18 protein-coding genes, 1 pseudogene and 1 riboswitch are annotated in these 18323 nt (G+C 69.2%); of the genes and pseudogenes, 14 read left to right on the plus strand and 5 right to left on the minus strand.

The window, feature by feature from the left end; translation table 11 throughout:
• Positions 1-12: 12 nt before the first annotated feature.
• Positions 13-960 carry a glucosyl-3-phosphoglycerate synthase gene (locus ABZ564_RS11610; protein ID WP_360853435.1) on the minus strand — a complete coding sequence of 316 codons (948 nt, stop codon included), beginning with the start codon at positions 958-960 and terminating at the stop codon, positions 13-15.
• Between the two features lie 153 nt (positions 961-1113).
• A riboswitch (SAM riboswitch) is annotated at positions 1114-1240 on the plus strand.
• Positions 1241-1257: 17 nt separating this feature from the next.
• Between ABZ564_RS11610 and thrC the strand changes: the two genes are divergently transcribed.
• The 6 genes from thrC to ABZ564_RS11640 all read left to right on the plus strand — a co-directional run bounded on the left by thrC (position 1258) and on the right by ABZ564_RS11640 (position 7615).
• A complete protein-coding gene (gene thrC, locus ABZ564_RS11615; RefSeq protein WP_360853438.1) occupies positions 1258-2550 on the plus strand; it encodes a threonine synthase in 1293 nt (430 codons plus the stop codon).
• 41 nt (positions 2551-2591) lie between these two features.
• Positions 2592-2870 (plus strand): MoaD/ThiS family protein, encoded by a 279-nt coding sequence (locus ABZ564_RS11620; protein ID WP_360853441.1) that lies wholly within the window; start codon positions 2592-2594, stop codon positions 2868-2870.
• A 376-nt stretch (positions 2871-3246) separates the two neighbouring features.
• A complete protein-coding gene (locus tag ABZ564_RS11625; protein ID WP_003967346.1) occupies positions 3247-3453 on the plus strand; it encodes a cold-shock protein in 207 nt (68 codons plus the stop codon).
• A gap of 326 nt (positions 3454-3779) precedes the next feature.
• On the plus strand, positions 3780-5402 hold the full coding sequence (gene groL / locus ABZ564_RS11630) for a chaperonin GroEL (protein ID WP_360853444.1): 1623 nt from the start codon (positions 3780-3782) through the stop codon (positions 5400-5402).
• Between the two features lie 314 nt (positions 5403-5716).
• Positions 5717-6916, plus strand: a complete 1200-nt coding sequence (locus tag ABZ564_RS11635) for an XRE family transcriptional regulator (RefSeq protein ID WP_360853448.1) — start codon at positions 5717-5719, stop codon at positions 6914-6916.
• A 36-nt stretch (positions 6917-6952) separates the two neighbouring features.
• Positions 6953-7615, plus strand: coding sequence for a hypothetical protein (locus ABZ564_RS11640; RefSeq protein ID WP_360853450.1), 663 nt, complete (start codon positions 6953-6955; stop codon positions 7613-7615).
• Between the two features lie 199 nt (positions 7616-7814).
• Here the strand turns inward: ABZ564_RS11640 and ABZ564_RS11645 are convergent, their stop codons facing one another.
• Positions 7815-8735 (minus strand): SGNH/GDSL hydrolase family protein, encoded by a 921-nt coding sequence (locus ABZ564_RS11645; RefSeq protein ID WP_360853453.1) that lies wholly within the window; start codon positions 8733-8735, stop codon positions 7815-7817.
• Between the two features lie 373 nt (positions 8736-9108).
• On the opposite strand from ABZ564_RS11645, the gene ABZ564_RS11650 reads away from it, so the two are divergent.
• Positions 9109-11169 (plus strand): glycosyl hydrolase family 28-related protein, encoded by a 2061-nt coding sequence (locus ABZ564_RS11650; RefSeq protein ID WP_360853456.1) that lies wholly within the window; start codon positions 9109-9111, stop codon positions 11167-11169.
• Positions 11170-11443: 274 nt separating this feature from the next.
• Here the strand turns inward: ABZ564_RS11650 and ABZ564_RS11655 are convergent, their stop codons facing one another.
• A complete protein-coding gene (locus ABZ564_RS11655; RefSeq protein ID WP_360853492.1) occupies positions 11444-12790 on the minus strand; it encodes an MFS transporter in 1347 nt (448 codons plus the stop codon).
• A 276-nt stretch (positions 12791-13066) separates the two neighbouring features.
• On the opposite strand from ABZ564_RS11655, the gene ABZ564_RS11660 reads away from it, so the two are divergent.
• Positions 13067-13393 carry a transcriptional regulator gene (locus ABZ564_RS11660; protein ID WP_360853459.1) on the plus strand — a complete coding sequence of 109 codons (327 nt, stop codon included), beginning with the start codon at positions 13067-13069 and terminating at the stop codon, positions 13391-13393.
• Positions 13394-13543: 150 nt separating this feature from the next.
• Here ABZ564_RS11660 and ABZ564_RS11665 read toward each other — a convergent pair whose 3' ends face one another.
• Positions 13544-14401, minus strand: a complete 858-nt coding sequence (locus tag ABZ564_RS11665) for a DUF6461 domain-containing protein (protein WP_360853462.1) — start codon at positions 14399-14401, stop codon at positions 13544-13546.
• Positions 14402-14866: 465 nt separating this feature from the next.
• On the opposite strand from ABZ564_RS11665, the gene ABZ564_RS11670 reads away from it, so the two are divergent.
• The 6 genes and pseudogenes from ABZ564_RS11670 to ABZ564_RS11695 all read left to right on the plus strand — a co-directional run.
• On the plus strand, positions 14867-15178 hold the full coding sequence (locus ABZ564_RS11670; RefSeq protein WP_360853465.1) for a hypothetical protein: 312 nt from the start codon (positions 14867-14869) through the stop codon (positions 15176-15178).
• A gap of 200 nt (positions 15179-15378) precedes the next feature.
• Positions 15379-15732, plus strand: coding sequence for a hypothetical protein (locus tag ABZ564_RS11675; protein ID WP_360853468.1), 354 nt, complete (start codon positions 15379-15381; stop codon positions 15730-15732).
• 3 nt (positions 15733-15735) lie between these two features.
• Positions 15736-16050 (plus strand): DUF4253 domain-containing protein, encoded by a 315-nt coding sequence (locus ABZ564_RS11680; RefSeq protein ID WP_360853471.1) that lies wholly within the window; start codon positions 15736-15738, stop codon positions 16048-16050.
• Between the two features lie 114 nt (positions 16051-16164).
• The gene (locus ABZ564_RS11685; protein WP_266643999.1) at positions 16165-16596 is read left to right on the plus strand and encodes a hypothetical protein; all 432 of its coding nucleotides are present in this window, start codon (positions 16165-16167) and stop codon (positions 16594-16596) included.
• A gap of 42 nt (positions 16597-16638) precedes the next feature.
• Positions 16639-17406, plus strand: a complete 768-nt coding sequence (locus tag ABZ564_RS11690; RefSeq protein WP_360853474.1) for a transposase — start codon at positions 16639-16641, stop codon at positions 17404-17406.
• Between the two features lie 68 nt (positions 17407-17474).
• Positions 17475-17747, plus strand: a pseudogene (locus ABZ564_RS11695) (transposase); the annotation flags it as partial.
• Positions 17748-17771: 24 nt separating this feature from the next.
• Here ABZ564_RS11695 and ABZ564_RS11700 read toward each other — a convergent pair.
• On the minus strand, positions 17772-18323 hold a 552-nt coding region (locus tag ABZ564_RS11700; protein ID WP_360853477.1), incomplete at its 5' end, for a hypothetical protein.

An 18323-nucleotide genomic window follows, 5' to 3' on the forward strand; every position in this document is an offset into this window, starting at 1 on the left:
ATGGGTTCGTGATCAGGCCGCGCGCCGTGCCAGGTACTCCTCGATCTCCCGCATCGGCGGCCTCTCCTGCGTGTCGACCGGGTAGGTGTGCGGGACGAATCCGTCGGGCCCGCGTTCGAACTGGGTGAGCGAGGGGCGGACCAGATGGCCGCGGGAGAGCCGTACCTGCGCGGTGCGGTAGATGGCGGCGGCCATCCGGCCGAGCGCCTGGCCGTCCTGGTGGCGGTGGACGCGGACGCCGACGTCGACCTGGGCGAGGGCGTCCAGGCCGACGGTGTGCAGGGCGTCGACGAGCAGGCCGAGCTCGACCCCGTAACCGACCGGGAAGGGAAGCCGCTCCAGGAGCGAGCGGCGTACGGCGTACTCGCCGCCCAGCGGCTGGACGAAGCCGGCCAGCAGCGGCCAGTGCAGGTTCAGCAGCGGCCGGGCCACCAGCTCGGTGACGCGGCCGCCCTGGCCGGCCACCTCGCCGAGCGGCCGGTCGTACATGGCCTTGACGAACTGCACCTCGGGGTCGGCCAGCAGCGGGCCGACGATGCCGGAGACGAAGTCGGCCGAGAAGTCCTTCAGGTCCGCGTCGATGAAGCACAGGATGTCGCCGCCGGTCACCAGGAGCGAGCGCCAGAGCACCTCGCCCTTGCCGGGCACGGCGGGGAGGCGGGGCAGGATGCTGTCCCGGTGGACGACCCGGGCACCCGCGCGGCGGGCGACCTCGGCGGTGGCGTCCGTGGAGCCCGAGTCGATCACCACCAGCTCGTCGACCAGGCGGACCTTCTCCATCAGCTCGCGCCGGATCGTCGCGACGATGTCGCCGACGGTCTCGGCTTCGTTGAGGGCCGGCAGAACGACGCTCACGCCCGTACCGTGCGGCCCGTGCGCGGCGGCCTGCGCGCTCGCCGGCGGACGGTCGGCGGCTGACCAGGAACGCCTGGTCAGCCAGCGTTCGACCTCTTCGAGCACGGTCGATACTCCCTGTGTGTGATCCATCTCGCGGTACGGACGGCTATCTCACCGGCCCGGTGCTTCGGTTACAGTCTTGAACAACGCGGACAGCCCTCGCATGCCGGGGTCGGTCCGCCGACAAACGCCTGGATCCATGATCCGGTGCCACAGCGCTCATCCAGAGGGACAGAGGGAACGGCCCGTTGAAGTCCCGGCAACCCTCCTGCCGACCGCGAGGTCAGGTGGGGAAGGTGCCAATTCCGTCTCACGACGAAACGCGTCGTGGGGAAGATGAGGAGAAAGGGCCTCGCCATCATGGCTGTTGAGACTGTCACAGCATCCACCGAATCCACCGTCGACCTCGGTCCCGCCGCGGCTCTTTCCTGCCGCGAGTGCGGCGAGCGGTTCGCCCTCGGTCCCCTTTTCGCCTGTGCGTCCTGTTTCGGGCCGCTCGAAGTGGCGTACGACCTGCCGAGCGGCTCTCCCGAGGAGCTGAAGAAGCGCATCGAGGCCGGCCCGGACAACATCTGGCGTTACGCGCCGCTGCTGCCGGTGCCCTCCGACGTCGCCGACAAGCCCAATCTCAACCCCGGCTTCACCAAGCTGGTCAAGGCCGACAACCTCGCCCGCGAGCTGGGCGTGACCGGCGGCCTGTACGTGAAGGACGACTCCGGCAACCCGACGCACTCCTTCAAGGACCGCGTCGTCGCGATCGCCGTCGAGGCCGCCCGCGCCTTCGGCTTCACCACCCTGTCCTGCTCCTCCACCGGCAACCTCGCCGGCGCGGTCGGCGCCGCCGCCGCCCGGGCGGGCCTGCGCTCCTGCGTGTTCATCCCGCACGACCTGGAGCAGGGCAAGGTCGTCATGGCCGCGGTGTACGGCGGTGAGCTGGTCGGCATCGAGGGCAACTACGACGACGTCAACCGCTTCTGCTCCGAGCTCATCGGCGACCCGCTGGGCGAGGGCTGGGGCTTCGTCAACGTCAACCTGCGCCCGTACTACGGCGAGGGCTCCAAGACGCTGGCGTACGAGATCTGCGAGCAGCTCGGCTGGCGGCTGCCCGACCAGATCGTCATCCCGATCGCGTCCGGCTCGCAGCTCACGAAGATCGACAAGGGGCTCCAGGAGCTGATCAGGCTCGGCCTGGTCGAGGACAAGCCGTACAAGATCTTCGGCGCCCAGGCCGAGGGCTGCTCCCCGGTCTCCACCGCCTTCAAGGCCGGTCACGACGTGGTCCGTCCGCAGAAGCCGAACACCATCGCCAAGTCCCTGGCGATCGGCAACCCGGCCGACGGCCCGTACGTCCTGGACATCGCCCGGCGCACCGGCGGCGCCGTCGAGGACGTCGACGACGAGCAGGTCGTCGACGCGATCAAGCTGCTGGCCCGCACCGAGGGCATCTTCGCCGAGACGGCGGGCGGGGTGACGGTCGGCGTGACGAAGAAGCTGATCGAGGCCGGTCTGCTCGACCCGGCGCTCACCACCGTCGTCCTGAACACCGGTGACGGTCTCAAGACGCTGGACGCGGTGGCCGAGACCTCGCAGGCGACCGCCACGATCCGCCCGAGCCTGGACGCCTTCCGCGCCGCCGGACTCGCCACCAGCTGATCCGCTCCGACCACCCGAGACTTCCCCGAAGGGCACCCGCCATGAGCGTCAAGGTCCGCATCCCCACCATCCTCCGCACCTACACGGGCGGCCAGGCCGAGGTCCCGGCCGAGGGCGCGACCCTCTCCGAGGTCATCGCGTCGCTGGAGAAGGACCACCCGGGCATCGCCGCCCGCGTCCTGGACGACCAGGGCAAGCTGCGCCGCTTCGTCAACGTGTACGTCAACGACGACGACGTGCGCTTCGAGGGCGGCCTCGACGCGGTCACCCCGGACGGGGCGGGCGTCTCGATCATCCCCGCCGTCGCCGGCGGCTGCTGAGCCCCGGGGCCGCCGGGAGCGGCCCCCGCCTTCACGGAATTACCGGAATTGCCCCCTCCGCGAGAGAAGCGGAGGGGGCAATTCTGCATGGTTGAGCGGGGTAGAGTGTGGGAAGTCCCCTTCGCTGCCCGTGCCGCCCGCGTATGAGAATGCGCCGCCCCACGACCAGATGCAGCCAATGTGCCTGGACCTCTTGCACCATAAGTCACCTTTGCCGGGCCCGACTTGCCCTGGAAACCTGTGAATTCCCCGCATTCGGGCGATCGGTGGTGCGCAGAATTTTCGTCCGACTGACCTGTTGCAGAGGGCAGTTGGGCAGATACATTCAGCCGCGGTCGGCGCGTTCCGGCGCACACACGTTACAGGGGAGTTAGGCATGGCTCAGGGCACCGTCAAGTGGTTCAACGCGGAGAAGGGGTACGGCTTCATCGCGGTCGACGGTGGTGCGGATGTTTTCGTCCACTACAGCGCGATCCAGATGGACGGTTACCGCACCCTCGAAGAAGGTCAGCGGGTGGAGTTCGAGATCTCGCAGGGCCAGAAGGGGCCGCAGGCGGACATGGTCAAGCTCGCCGTCGGCTGAGCCCGGCCCGGCACGACACGTCGGCCGCGACGCTACGCACGTACGAAGGGTCCGTACCCAGGGGGTACGGACCCTTCGCGCGTACCGGGCCCGCGTGCCGCAGGTCCCGGGCCGCCGTCCACATGCCGGTGGAGGCGCTTGCACTCGACGGTGCCGAGTGCTAATCATTGGCTTAGCACTCTCCAGGTGAGAGTGACAGAATTTTGGACCGGGCCGGTGAGGCCCGCAGGCGTGGCGGGGCAAGGAACCGCCAGGCACGCAGGCCGTCCGTCGCGGGCGCCACTCGGTCCGGAGCAATCCACCCCTGTCCGGGAGGACCACTTCACATGGCCAAGATCATCGCGTTCGACGAGGAGGCCCGGCGCGGTCTCGAGCGCGGCATGAACCAGCTCGCCGACGCCGTCAAGGTCACCCTTGGCCCCAAGGGTCGCAACGTCGTCCTCGAGAAGAAGTGGGGCGCCCCCACGATCACCAACGATGGTGTTTCCATCGCCAAGGAGATCGAGCTGGAGGACCCGTACGAGAAGATCGGTGCGGAGCTGGTCAAGGAGGTCGCCAAGAAGACGGACGACGTCGCCGGCGACGGTACGACCACCGCCACCGTTCTCGCCCAGGCGCTCGTCCGCGAGGGCCTGCGCAACGTGGCCGCGGGTGCGAACCCGATGGCTCTCAAGCGGGGCATCGAGAAGGCCGTCGAGGCCGTCTCCGCCGCCCTCCTGGAGCAGGCCAAGGACGTGGAGACCAAGGAGCAGATCGCTTCGACCGCCTCCATCTCCGCCGCCGACACCCAGATCGGCGAGCTCATCGCCGAGGCCATGGACAAGGTCGGCAAGGAAGGCGTCATCACCGTCGAGGAGTCCCAGACCTTCGGTCTGGAGCTCGAGCTCACCGAGGGTATGCGCTTCGACAAGGGCTACATCTCGGCGTACTTCGCCACCGACATGGAGCGCATGGAGTCGTCCCTCGACGACCCGTACATCCTGATCGTCAACTCCAAGGTCAGCAACGTGAAGGACCTCCTTCCGCTGCTGGAGAAGGTCATGCAGTCCGGCAAGCCGCTGCTGATCATCGCCGAGGACGTCGAGGGCGAGGCCCTGTCGACCCTGGTCGTCAACAAGATCCGTGGCACCTTCAAGTCCGTCGCCGTCAAGGCCCCGGGCTTCGGTGACCGCCGCAAGGCCATGCTCGGCGACATCGCCATCCTCACCGGTGGCACCGTCATCTCCGAGGAGGTCGGCCTCAAGCTGGAGAACGCCGGTCTCGACCTGCTCGGCCGCGCCCGCAAGGTCGTCATCACCAAGGACGAGACGACGATCGTCGACGGCGCCGGTGACAGCGACCAGGTCCAGGGCCGCGTCAACCAGATCCGTGCCGAGATCGAGAACTCCGACTCGGACTACGACCGCGAGAAGCTCCAGGAGCGTCTGGCGAAGCTGGCCGGCGGCGTGGCCGTCATCAAGGCCGGTGCCGCCACCGAGGTCGAGCTCAAGGAGCGCAAGCACCGCATCGAGGACGCGGTGCGCAACGCCAAGGCCGCCGTCGAGGAGGGCATCGTCGCCGGTGGTGGCGTGGCTCTGCTCCAGGCCTCGGCCGTCTTCGAGAAGCTGGAGCTCGAGGGTGACGAGGCGACCGGCGCCAACGCCGTGAAGCTCGCCCTGGAGGCCCCGCTCAAGCAGATCGCCGTCAACGGTGGTCTCGAGGGTGGCGTCGTCGTGGAGAAGGTGCGCAACCTGCCGATCGGTCACGGCCTCAACGCCGCGACCGGCGAGTACGTCGACATGATCGCCGAGGGCATTCTCGACCCGGCGAAGGTCACGCGCTCCGCCCTGCAGAACGCCGCGTCGATCGCCGCGCTGTTCCTCACCACCGAGGCCGTCATCGCCGACAAGCCGGAGAAGGCCGCCGCGGCCGCTCCGGGCGGCATGCCGGGCGGTGACATGGACTTCTGATCCTGACGGATCGGCGGTTCAGCAGTACCAACGACACCGGCCCCCGGGGACTCCTCCCCGGGGGCCGGTGTCGTTGCGTGTACGGGCACCGGGCCGGCCCGCGTCGAGGCCATCGACGAGGCGGGTGAGGAAGCGGTCGGACACGGCGTCCGGGGTGACCGGCCGGCCGTCGCCCGGACTCGGAGCCGACGCTGCCGGTGGGGCCGACCGGGCAGGGGTACGCGCCTGGCCTCCCCTGTCAGTCCCGGGTGATAGACATACGACTGGCCATCGTGAATCAGGCCAGTAAAATAGATTCAACAAGGAGGTGCTACGTGGATCTCGTACGTGTGGGGGAGCGGATCCGCCGCGAACGTGAGCGCGCTGGGCTCAATCAGCGTGACCTCGCGCGACGCGCCCAGCTCTCCCAACCGACCTTGACCCGTATCGAGACCGGCGCGCGCGCCAACGTGACGCTCGCGGAGTTGGACCGCCTCGCCGTCGCGCTGGACATCCCGGTACGGCTGCTCACCAGTGGCGACCCAGTACGCGAGAGGGTCCAGATCGCGGCCAGAACCGACGAGGTGACGGCTGCGGAACGTGAGGAGGCGCTTCGGCGCACCCTCGAAGTGCTGGAATTGGATGCCCGTCTGGACAAGCTGGGGACGAACACCACGCAGCAGCGAAAGCCGCAGGGACGTCTGCAGATCCCGGACGAGCAGCTTCCGGGGGAAGAGCAGGCCAGTGAGCTGGCTGAACGGGTCCGAGCGGCTCTTCATCTGGGCTGCGCCCCCATCGCCGATGTGGATGAACTGATTGAGCAGCTCACCGGTGTGGACACAGCGGTACTGAGGCTGCCGAAGGGCGCCGAAGGATTCACCGCCACCGACCCTGCTCGCGATACGACTCTCATCGCTGTCCGCGCATGTGACGTGCCTGAACGGCAGCGATTCAGTTTCGCTCACGAACTCGGGCACTTGTTGTGGAATGACGGTGCCCAGGTTCATGCGCTGAACGACGGAAGAACTCCGGGTGAGAGGCGCTGTGACGCCTTTGCCCGCAACCTCTTGGCGCCGAGGGAAGGCATCAGGTCCTGGCTGTCCGCTGAGAGGTTTCCGGAGGGCGGCCGGATGGACGAGCGTACGGCCGCGCTTCTGGCACGCCACTTCCGAGTCAGCTTTCCCGTCATCCTCATTCAGCTGGAGGAGATGTCGCTCGTCACGACCGAAGAGAAGAACGGCCTGCGGGGCCCGACCGGCGCGCAGTTGGCGCACCGTTATGGCTGGGGCCCGGCGTACGAGCAGGAGAAGGACGCCGCCCAAGCCGTACGAGCTCCCAGGCGCATTCTCGAACGGGCCGTTGATGCCTATCGGCAGAACCTTTTGGGGGTGCGGGCTCTGGCCATGCTGGAAGGATGCAAGCCGGAAGAAGCCGAGGCCCGACTCACGGAAGCCGGCATCGTCCCCGATCCCCCGACTCCCCGGCGAGCCAACCTGTCCCGGCTGGTCGCCCGCGGTCTGGCGAAGCACGAGTAAAGTAACCCCGCCGGGGGATTTCGAAGGGGTGGGGGCTTGCCCAACCAGCACGCGGAAGTGTCGAGTGAGACGGCTTCGCCGGATCAACGTGAACCGCTTTGCATTCTGGACGCAGTGATCTGCGTGCACTTCGTCGGTGCGAATGTCCACCGTTTGCTGGTGGACGTCCTTCAGGAGGCGGATCTGACGCTGCTCGTGCCGCAGGAAGTCTGCGACGAAGTCGCGCGCAAGGACAAGAAGTACCCCGGGCTGAAACTCAAGTGGACACGTCTGACGAGCAGTCGGCATATCCGTGTTCTTCCCGGACTTGAGGCGCGGACAGCGCCGGCTCGTGTCATCGAGGTCTTCGAGGACGTGCGAGGCAGGCAGGTGGAGGATGCTCTGCGGGACGCGAAGGATCTCGGCGAAGCGGTAGTCGTAGCTCACGGAGTGCACTACCAGGACGAGGGGCACGAAGTGCTCGTCGCCATCGACGATCAGGGCGGCCAAGCCCTTGCGGCCGATCGGGACCTGGAGGTCATGACCGTCGAGGACGTACTGGTGATGGCCATTGAATTCGGCCACTTCTCCACCGAGGGGGATTTGAAGAACGTGTACGGAAAGCTGCGGAAGTTCGGCGACGGACTGCCCTCGTACGCGCAGACGCCCCTGGCCATTTGCTACAAGGAGTGGCGCGGCCGGCAGTCGGAGGAGAGCTGAGCGCTCCGGCACGAGCGGTGGCTCACATGCGCCGGGGGCGAGCCCGATGAGGCCGAAGGGCACCGAAGGTCCCGCCGGCCGCAGCCGCCGGGACCTTCGTGTCGCTCGTGCAGGCGGGTGCTGAGGTCGGCTCCGGCCTGCGTGGGTGATCCACCCCCCCGCACCTCAGGGTCCATGCGCCGCCCGTCCGCAGGATGGATCAGTGCCGCCCGGCGCCCCGGCCCAGGGTCTTCAGGAGCGCCTGTGCCATGACCTCCTCGCCCTTCGCGTTGGGATGGGCCGGAGCGGCGGGCGCCGCGGGGCGCAGCGGCTCGATCCACCGGTCGGCGGGTGCCTTGCACATGTCGTGGCCCACTGTCGGTCCGTACGTGTCCACGTAGTCGGCCCGGTTCAGCAGCGCCACCGCGCGCAGCATCAGGTTGAGGCGCTTCTCCGTGTCCCGCAGGTACGGGAAGTCCTTGGCGGCGAAGGGGACTTGGGGGTAGCAGCCGGTGCCGTCCTCGGGAAGGAGGTCCGGGTAGCCGACGACGACCACGCGGGCGTGGGGGGCCTTGTGGTGCACTTCCCGCAGTACACGGGCGACCTTGGGCGCTGTCTGGAGGATCTTCAGCGTCAACTGGTCATAGCCCGCGGCCCCGTAGTGCTGCTGACAGGGGTTGCCGGCGAGGTCCTTGGCGCTGAGGCCGGCGCAGGTGCTGATGATGGAGCCGAAGCCGACGTCGTTGCCGCCGATCTGCAGGGTCACGAGGTCCGTGTCGCGCTTCACCGCGTCCAGTTGGGGCCCGTTGGTGCCCTGCGCCTGCCACATCTCGGCGGTCGTCGCTCCGCCGCAGCTCACGTCGGTGAACGAGGTGACGCGGCGCTCGCGCGCGGTGATCGACGGGTAGTTGTGGTCGGACCGGGCGCAGTTGGCGTCGACTTGCGCGGGTATCAGGGGGCCGGAGGTGTAGGAGTCGCCCAGCGCCACGTAGGCGGAGCGGGGCGCTCCGTGCGCACCTCCCGGCGCGGCCGAGGCCGTGCCGGTGAAGCCGGCGGCGAGCGCGCAGCTGCTCAGCGCGGCCAGCGCGATGGCGGTGCGTCGCTTGGATACGGCCTCGCCCGGACGCGTCCGATGCGTCATCATGCCCTCCCCAGAAAGTACGACAGCCCGCGGACAGGCGGCGGCCAGGGCGCACGTGACGTCAGAGAGGCACCCGGCCGCGCGGCGGCTTGTGCCCCGCGGACCCAACCCCGCCTGTATACCGGCCAGTAGACCGTGAGACCAGTGATCGGACTGAGTCCGAGCGAGGCGCCGGGGCCACCCGTCAGCACTTGCGTCGTTTACGCAAGAGTTGCACTTACCCTTGCAGTAGTTCTGCATCAGCTCGGAAAATATCTGCACGGAGCTTGTGTGGGCGAGGGCGCCCGCCCTACTGTCGCCTCACCCATGACGGCGGCGACTCCCCACGCGCGCACGGCCGTTGACACCCAGGACTCAGAGAAACGGGTATGCGATGTCACGGAAGACCGCCGCGGCTGCGGCGGCGGCGCGAAGACCGCGTCGGACAGGGCTGTACGCGACAGCCGTCGCCTCGGTGACCGCGGCCGCCGTCGGCCTCGGGGTGATGGCCGGCGCGCCCGCGCTCGCCGGGCCCCGGCCCGCCACCGCCCCGGCCCCGGTCGTCACGCGCGCCGCCCTCGATCCCGCGCTGGTGCAGGGGCGGGGCGCGAAGGTGGCCTTCGCCGAGCAGGAGGCCGAGAACGCGGTGACCGACGGGACGGTCATCGGCCCGGGCCGGGACGCGTACACGCTGCCGTCCGAGGCGTCGGGCCGCAGGGCGGTCAGGCTGGCGCCCGGGCAGCACGTCGAGTTCACGCTGCCCGCGGCGGCCAACGCGATCACCGTGCGCTACAGCATCCCGGACGCGCCGGGCGGCGGCGGGATCACCGCCCCGCTGGACGTCTCGGTGAACGGCAGGAAGCGCTCCACGATGACGCTGACCTCGCAGTACTCCTGGCTGTACAACCAGTACCCGTTCTCCAACGACCCGGGCGCCGGGCTCCTCCACCCCGACTGGTGGATCACCGAGTGCTCGTGCGTGCCCGCCGCCACGACGCCCGCCCCGGTCGTCGACAAGCCGTTCCGGCCCAGCCACTTCTACGACGAGCAGCGCCTCCTGCTCGGCCGTACGTACCGCGCGGGCGACACCGTACGGCTGACCGTGCCGGCCGGGAGCCGGGCCGTGTGGACGGCGATCGACCTGCTGGACTCCGAACGCGTCGGGCTGCCGCACGTCGAGCCGTTCGCCGCCGACGTCCTCGCGTTCGGGGCCGATCCGACCGGGCGGCGGGACGCGGCGGAGGCGATCGAGAAGGCCATCGCGTTCGCCCGGCGCGCCCACCTGAAGGTGTACCTCCCGCCGGGGACGTACCGCGTCGACCGGCACATCGTCGTGGACGACGTGACGATCACCGGGGCCGGCAGCTGGTACACGAGGATCAAGGGCCGCGAGGTCGCGCTCGACGCGCCCGCCGCCGACGGGTCCACGCACACCGGCGTCGGCTTCTACGGGAAGTCCGCGGCCGAGGGCGGCAGCCGCAACGTGCACCTGTCCGGCTTCGCCATCGAGGGCGACGTGCGCGAGCGTATCGACACCGACCAGGTCAACGCGATCGGCGGTGCGATGAGCGATTCGACCATCAAGGGCCTGCACATCAGCCACACCAAGGTCGGCATGTGGTTCGACGGCCCGATGAAGAACCTGCGGGTCTCGGACACGGTGATCGTGGACCAGATCGCGGACGCCGTCAACTTCCACACGGGCGTGACCGATTCACGCGTCACGAACACCTTCGTCCGCAACTCGGGCGACGACGGCCTCGCGATGTGGGCCGAGAAGACGACCAACGCCCGCAACACCTTCGACCACAACACCGTGCAGTCCCCGGTCCTCGCCAACGGCATCGCGATCTACGGCGGCAGCGACATCACCGTCTCCGGCAACCTCGTCGCCGACCCGGTCCGCGAGGGCAGCGCCCTGCACCTCGGCGCCCGCTTCGGCGCCGAGCCGTTCGCCGGGAAGGTGAACGTCACGGGCAATACGACGGTCCGCGCGGGCACCTTCGAGCTCAACTGGAAGATCGGGCTCGGCGCGCTGTGGGTCTTCGCGCTGGACCGGAGCATCGACGGCGCCGACATCCGGGTCACCGGCAACGACTTCCTGGACAGCACGTACAACGCGCTCATGCTGGTCTCGGACTGGGCGGTGAAGGACCAGTACGTCATCGAGAACATCCACTTCAAGGACATCCGGGTCGACGGCACGGGCACCTCGGTCCTGAGCGCCCGCGCGGCGGGCGGCGCCACCTTCGAGAACGTGGACGCGCGCCACGTGGGCGCGGTGGGCGTGAACAACTGCGGCTCGTTCAACTTCCCTTCGACGGGTTCGGAGTTCGCCCTGACGGACCTGGGCGGCAACGACGGCGGCTGGCTCGCGCCGTGGCTGCTGCCCAACACGATCACCTGCGACGACCGCCCGGAGGTGGTCCCGCCTCCGGCGCCGGAGACGTGGTGACCGCGACCGCGTCCCGCGGACCTCGCGGGACGGCCCGATCCTGCCGGAAGGTGCGACGGGCCACGTGTCCGGCCCTTGGCGCACGCCGGAGGAGGCGGGGGTGCGGGGGGTGTTCGCGGTGTTGCGCGGGGCGTAGGGGAGGGGTCCCCGCTGGGGCGCGGCACTCGCCGCATTCCGGAGTGCGGCGTACGGTGGGCGCGCGAGGGCGGCGTCGCGCTGAAAGGGCGTTCGGGGAAAGCGACTTGAGCCCCGTGCCCCCTTGGCCGGCCGCGCTTCAGGCCCGTCGTTGCCTGCGCCCCCACGCGATGACGACCAGGGCGAGGACCGCGCAGACGGCCGCCATCGCCCCGAGCAGCGTGTGGAACGCGGAGTCGTAGGCGGCGGCAGGAGCCGTTCCGGTGTCCTGCCGTCCGGCGGCGAGGCCGGCGACCGCCGAGCCGAAGACCGCCACGGCGACGGCCTCGCTGCCCAGGCGCAGGGTGTTGAGGAAGCCCGCCGCCATTCCGGCCTTCGCGGGTTCGACGAGGGCGAGGGCCCGGGCGTCCACCAGCCCGGCCGACAGCCCCATGCCCGCACCGGTGAGCAGCATGGGCGCGGCCATGACGAGGGTGGAGGTGTCCGGGCCCAGGACCAGCAGGGCGAGGTCGCCGGTCACCAGGAAGCCCAGCGACGCCAGGACCACGCTTCTCGCGGCCGTGCCGCGTTCCACCAGCTTCGCGCCGGCCAGGGGCAGGACGAGCACGGGCAGCGTCAGCAGCAGCATCGTCGCCCCCGCCGAGGACGGGCTGTGTCCGGTGACGGTCGTCAGGTACGTCGGCAGGTAGGTGAGCTGGGTGACGAACCCGAACGAGGCCGCCACGGGCACCAGGCAGTACGCGAGGAACTCCTGGTCGCGCAGGACGGACAGGTCGAGCAGCGGGGCCTCGGTCCTCTTCGAGCGCGCGGTGAAGAGGACGAGCAGGATGAGGGCGGCAGCGAGCAGGCCCAGCGTGCCGGGGGCGGTCCAGCCCCACTGCGAGCCCTGCACGATGGCGTAGGTGAGCGCGAGCATCGCGAGGACGAAGACGGCGGCGCCGCGTACGTCGAGGCGGGGCGCGGCGGGGTTGCGGGGTTCGCCGACGGTACGGGCCACAGCGGGCAGGCAGACGAGGACGAGTGCCAGGGCAAGGGCGTGCAGCCCGAAGATCCAGCGCCAGCCGAGCAGGTCCACGGCCGGTCCGGAAACGGTGGGACCGAGCGCGACGCCCACGCCGGCGACGGTGCCGAACAGCGCGAACGCCTTGGCGCGGGCGGCGCCGTCGAAGGCCGTGGAGATGATGGCGCTCCCGCAGGCGAAGACCGCTGCCCCGCCGAGGCCGGCGAGCGCGCGGGCCGCGTCGAGCACGTACACGTCGGGCGCGAGGGCGCAGGCCAGCGAGGCGGCGGTGAAGACCGCGGCGCCCGTGGCGAACGCGCGGACGCGGCCGATGAGATCGGCGAGCGAACCCCATACGAGGGTGAAGCAGGCGAACGCCACGTTGAACGCGTTCACCACCCATTGCAGGGCCGCCGGGCTCGCGTGGAGATCGGCGCCGATGGCGGGCAGGGCCACGGCGGTGCCGGAGATCGAGGTCGGGACCACGAAGACGGCGAGAAGGACGACCGCGAGCGTCGGTCCCCGGGGGCCGGGGGTGCGATGGGGCGTCGAGGCCGGCGCGGTCCGCGGGAGGGAGGCGGCGTCTGGAGGCACGGGTGGGCTCCGTGGGTGAGTGGGCAGGACGGGACCCCAAGGTACGAATTCACTCGTACCTTGGGGTGGTCAGACTGGCATGCGGCCCAGGTTCGACGCAAGTAGTACCTTGAGGGGGAGGGTGTCCTACGGCCGCGGCACCCGCAACCGAAGCGGAGGAGGCGCGTCATGCCGGACGACGAAGGGCACCCGACGCCTGAGGAGATGGAACTCCAGGCAGTCATGAAGGCCCTGTCCGACCCCCTGCGCTACCTGGTCGTCGCGACCCTGGCCGCCCAGCCGGAAGGCACCGAGCGCTCCTGCACCTCGTTCGGGCTGCCCGTCTCCAAATCCACCCGGACGCATCACTTCCGGATTCTTCGGGAGGCGGGTCTCGTGCGGCAGGTGGACCGGGGCAACAGCCGCATGGCCCAGCTCCGCCGCCAGGACATCGAGGCCCGCTTCCCGGGCCTGCTGAAGCTCATCACGGACAGCCCGGGGCGTCGGCCGGCCTGAAGGCCGACGCGTACGGCTCACGAGGCCCGCAGGCCTCGGCTTACCGGTCGGCGCCGCCCGGGGGCGACCCACTCGGCGCGCGGGCCGGTGAGCGAGGCGATCACGTCGAATGGAACGAAACGGTATCGCTTGACGTATCGCGATATCGGTTCACGAGGTGGGCCCCCCGGGGGCGCCCTCCTCCCCGCGTTCCGTGGTCATCGGAGGCTCGTCGCGCGTGATCACGACCGGTGGGTTCACCTCCGCGAGCGTGCGGGCCGAAGCCGCCGCGATCTCCTCGTAGGTCCATTCTCTGTAGAAGCGCTCTCCGTGGGCATCGGTGATGTCGATGACCAGGCCGGTCCATTCGTCGACAGGCTGTTCGGGGACGAGGCCCAGTTCGTATGTGGCGTCCTGGAGGAAGGATTCGGTGACGCGTATGCCGGTGAGTCGTTCGGCCAGGGCGAGGACCGCGGCCTTGTCGTCGACGTCGGGGGCGCTCTCGTCGTGCTCTCCTTCGGGAGTCAGCGGGAAGCCGACTTCCCGCATCAGGGGGACGAGCTCGTCGGGACCGTTGCCCTCGCGAGCCGAGGGGGCCTCGAACGTCGTACGGAGTTCGCCGTCCTCGTACCAGTGGAAGAGGTCGATCGGCTTGCCGCCGTTGGTCGAGTGCGCCACGACCCGGCCGCCTCCCCTCGACAGCGTCGCCGCGCACTCGCCCTCGATCCCCAGGCCGCCGTCGAAGCCGAGGACGAGTGTCCAGTCGCCGTTCTCGCCCGGAGTGTTGAAGGCGCCGGCGATGTAGGACTCGTCGGAGTAGTCGTCCACCTCGTCGCGGTGGTCGTCGTTCGCCTCGATGAGCCCGGCCGTCCCCTCCCCGGTGCCGCGCGTCTCCGCTTTCATCGCGCGCAGCACCTCGTGCGGGCTCCGCCCGCGTATCAGCGTCAGGGCGTATCCGTTCTCCATCGCGTGGCCGAAGAGCGGCGAGGTGTGGATCCAGGCGTAGTCGTGCGCGGTCACCGAGTTCATACGGTGCAGTGTGGCCTATGCCTCTGACAGTGCCCGGTGCGAGCGGGGAGCGACGCTCCGCGTGGGAAGGCGCGTGGGGGCCGGTCGACCGCTGCGAGCCGGTTGAGGACGTCGGCCGGAGGGAGGCTCCGGCCGACGAGACGCGGCCCGTTCCAGTTGATGCAGGTCTGATGCCGATCATGTGCCCATCTCGGGCGACATCGGGCAGATCGCGGCCACGCCAGACATCTGTAGGCCTGGGCATCACGAAGGACGGCTCCCGAGGGTCCGTTTCCGGCGGCCGGCGATCAGCCGTCGCAAGGTGTCGTGACGCCGTGCTCCCCTGAACGGGGTGACAAAATTCGACTGACCCGGCACGTGGGCGCACTCATGCGGTGCGCAGCCACCTTCAGTGGTGGCCACTGGCGCCCGTACGAGAGGTTCAGAATCCTGAGCGACGAGGTGGAGCCGCGCACTGTTCGTGTGATGGCCGACTACGGGTGCCACCCGCTCTGGCTCAGCGGTGAGGAAGTCGGCGACGTGTCCCCGGAAGACCCGGCTTTGGCCCTGCCGTCCGACCTGGCCGAGCGTCTGCACGAGTGGGCGGCTGAGTTCGACCGCACCTTGAACCGGGAGGACCCCAGGCTCTCCGGATTTCCGTCGGAGGACGCCGAGCGACGGTTCGTCCAGGCGGGCGAGGCGCTTGCCCGACAGGTCGCGAAGCAGTTGGGTCCGGCGTGGGCGGTGAGGTACTTCGATCTGCGAGTCAACGCGGACCGGACCGTTCCGTACTCCTAGGGGGATTCGTTTGGATCGCAGTCGGCGGGGAGTCTTCGTGTCCTGCGGGTAGCCGCGCTGTCAGTACCACGCTCTACGGTGCGACCATGTCGTTTGTCCTGCCTGATGGCGTGCCTCCCGGCCGGTTTCTGTCTTCCGGTCCCACACACGTGTGGGTCTCTGACGAATTTCCTCAAGACGTCGGTCAGCTGTGGCCTCGCTTGCTGAGCGAGCAGGAGGCCGGTGGCCTGGTTCCGCTCCTGTGCTGGCCCGATGCCCTGGGAAGGCCGCTCGGCCTGGACCACGTCGATGCGGTCCGTCTGGAGGAGGTGCTGGCCACGGACTTCGCCGAGTACCGGCGCCGGAGGCTGCCCTTCTGGATGGACCCGACGCCGGTCCCGGTGCCTGAGGGAGTCGAACCATGGCCGCACGACCCCGGGCCGCCCTTCGAGCAGTGGCCGGGCCTGGCACCGCAGATAGCGGCTGCGTCCGCAGACACGACGCCCGAGGAAGCGGCGGCAAGCCTGCTGGCCTGGCTCGTCGAGACGGGCCAGGCCGGGCTGGACGAGTGCTGACTCGTGCTCGTTCCTGCCCATCGCAGCAGTGACGCTCTGGCCTCGATCGGCTGGTTCTCGGAGGCACCGCTGCCTCTGCTGTGTGCACTCCTGCGGAGCTGGGAAGACCGCTTCGGCGCACGGGTGGTGGCGGTGTTCGGCAGCGAGCTGCACGTATCGGTCGCGAGGCCACCCGTCGAAGCGGAGCACGCGAACCTGCTCGCTCTGGAACACGTGCTCTCGACTGCCGACAACATCGTCGACGACCCGCCCACATCGTTTCCCGAGTATGCGATGGACCTCGTGGGACGGACCTCCTGGTCGTTCTGGTGGGACTAAGGCTTGTCCCGCAAATGGTGCGCCAGGCAGGATGGCCGGCATGACTTGGTACGGTTGTCCGCATTTGCATGGCCTGGAGGTGTAGCGGGCCTCGGATTTCATGGAGGCCGAGCGGTGAGGTTCGTCTGCCGGAGCTTTGGACTGTCGGATCTGCCGCGGCGCGGTCTCGCCACACACGAGGCTCCCCTGGAGCTGCTTCTCCTCGACATAGAGGCAGAGCTGTCCATCTGGGAAGAAGGGAGGGCGGTGTGGTCCGAGGAAGCGTTTCCCGTGGCCGAGCTTGCTTACCACCTGGCGCGCTGGCTCCAGAGTCCGCTCGCCGGCCAGGAGGGTTTCAGGTTCGACTCGATGCAAGCGGATGCGGGACTGATCCGCATCGTGGGCTCTGATGGAGGCTGGCGGGTCGGCTCCGACTTCCAGCCCGACTGCTGGACCTCGCCCATCGTCTGGGATGTTCTCGTGGCGGAGATCAAGGAGTTCGACCGCTCTGTGCGTGAGGGCGTCGCTGCGATGGGTATCGAGCCGTCCTTCATCCCAGAGGTTTGACGGCTCTTCCATCCGGTCGGGACGGGATGGAATGATCATGACGTGGCTGGTGTGATCACGGCGTCAGAGCCGTCTTGGATAGGCCCGTTCACCGGGCTGAGCCCGCGCCAGTTCGCCAAGTTGGTGACCGCGCTTCGGCGCGACGGAGCGGACGCGATCCGCAAGGGGCGTCCATGGGGTCTTCCGCTGGAAGACCGAGCGTTGTTGATCGCGGTGTACTGGCGCACGAACTTGACGATGCGCCAGCTTGCCCCGCTGTTCGGGGTGTCGAAGTCGGCGGCAGACCGCATCATCGACCATCTCGGCCCGTTGCTCGCACTCCAGCCGCGCAAGCGGTTCCGGAAGGACACCGTGCTCATCGTGGACGGCACCTTGGTGCCCACCCGGGACCACACAGTGGCTGAGCAGTCCAAGAACTACCGGTACTCAACCGATCACCAGGTCGTCATCGACGCCGATACCCGGCTCGTCGTCCTGGTTGGCCAGCCTCTGCCCGGCAACCGCAACGACTGCAAGGCATGGGAGGAATCCGGCGCCAAGGCCGCCGTCGGCACAACCACGACGATCGCTGACGGGGGCTATCCGGGCACCGGACTCGTCATGCCCCACCGGCGACGCAAAGGCGAGGACCTGCCCGACTGGAAGCAGGAGCACAACCGCTCACACAAACAGGTCCGGGCCCGCGTCGAGCACGCCTTCGCCCGCATGAAGACCTGGAAGATTCTGCGTGACTGCCGCCTGAGAGGAGACAGCGTCCACCACGCCATGGCCGGCATTGCCCGCCTGCACAACCTCGTCCTCGCCGGATAGGCGAACGGACCAAACCCGGACAGCATCGCGCCTGGCCACTCCGAGATCAATTGCGGGACAAGCCTTAGGCACGCGCGATCCGCGACCACCTTCGTAAGCGCGGGATCCGCGCGGTGATCCCGATCCCGGCCGGTCAACGCGGTCGCCGGCTTCGTCGCGGAAGTCGCGGCGGCAGGTCACCGACATTCCACCGAGGGGCGTACAAACAGCGGAATACGATCGAACGCTGCATCAACCGCTTGAAACAGTGGCGAGGTCTCGTGACCCGCTATGAGGAGACCGCCACCATCTACCTGGCCGGACTCCACATTGCGGGCATCTTCCTCTGGTCTGCCCGATGATCCAAACGAAGGCCCTGGTGCCGGTCAGCGCTTCGGGCGTTGGGACTTGGGGATGAGGCCGGCTCGTACGGCGCGGGCCTGGGCCCGGACCTTCTGGGCGGGGAGGCCCGGTGCGCGGCGAGTGGGCTTGCCTTGGCAGTTTCGGCATTTTCCGCCGGGGAGGGCTTCGGCGGGGCCGGGGGCGCGGCATTCGCTGCATTCGAGGGTGCGCAGGACGGTGCGGGGTTCGCGGGCGGGTGGGAGCTTGTCCTGGAGGCGTTTGGCGACGAAGGCGGCGGCGTGGTGGACGTGGTCGGGGAGGCCTGAGGTCAGGGCCTGGAGGATTTCGGGTTCGGTGGCGCCTCGGTTCAGCCATTCGCCCACCTGGGGTTCCAGGGCCACGCAGTCGCGGTGGGACAGCGACAGGGCGGGGGCCTTGCGGCCGAGGGCGGCCAGCAGGATGAACGAGCGGGACCGGGTGGCCCGTTGGGTGTCCTTGGGTACGTCGCCCCGGGCGAAGCTCTCCCACCAGGTGTCGTCGCGGGCGGTGCGGGAGAAGAACGTACGGGTCACCCACAGCAGGTTCTCGCCGCTCGC

The organism is Streptomyces sp. NPDC019224 (assembly GCF_040632605.1).
Classification (GTDB): Bacteria; Actinomycetota; Actinomycetes; order Streptomycetales; family Streptomycetaceae; genus Streptomyces.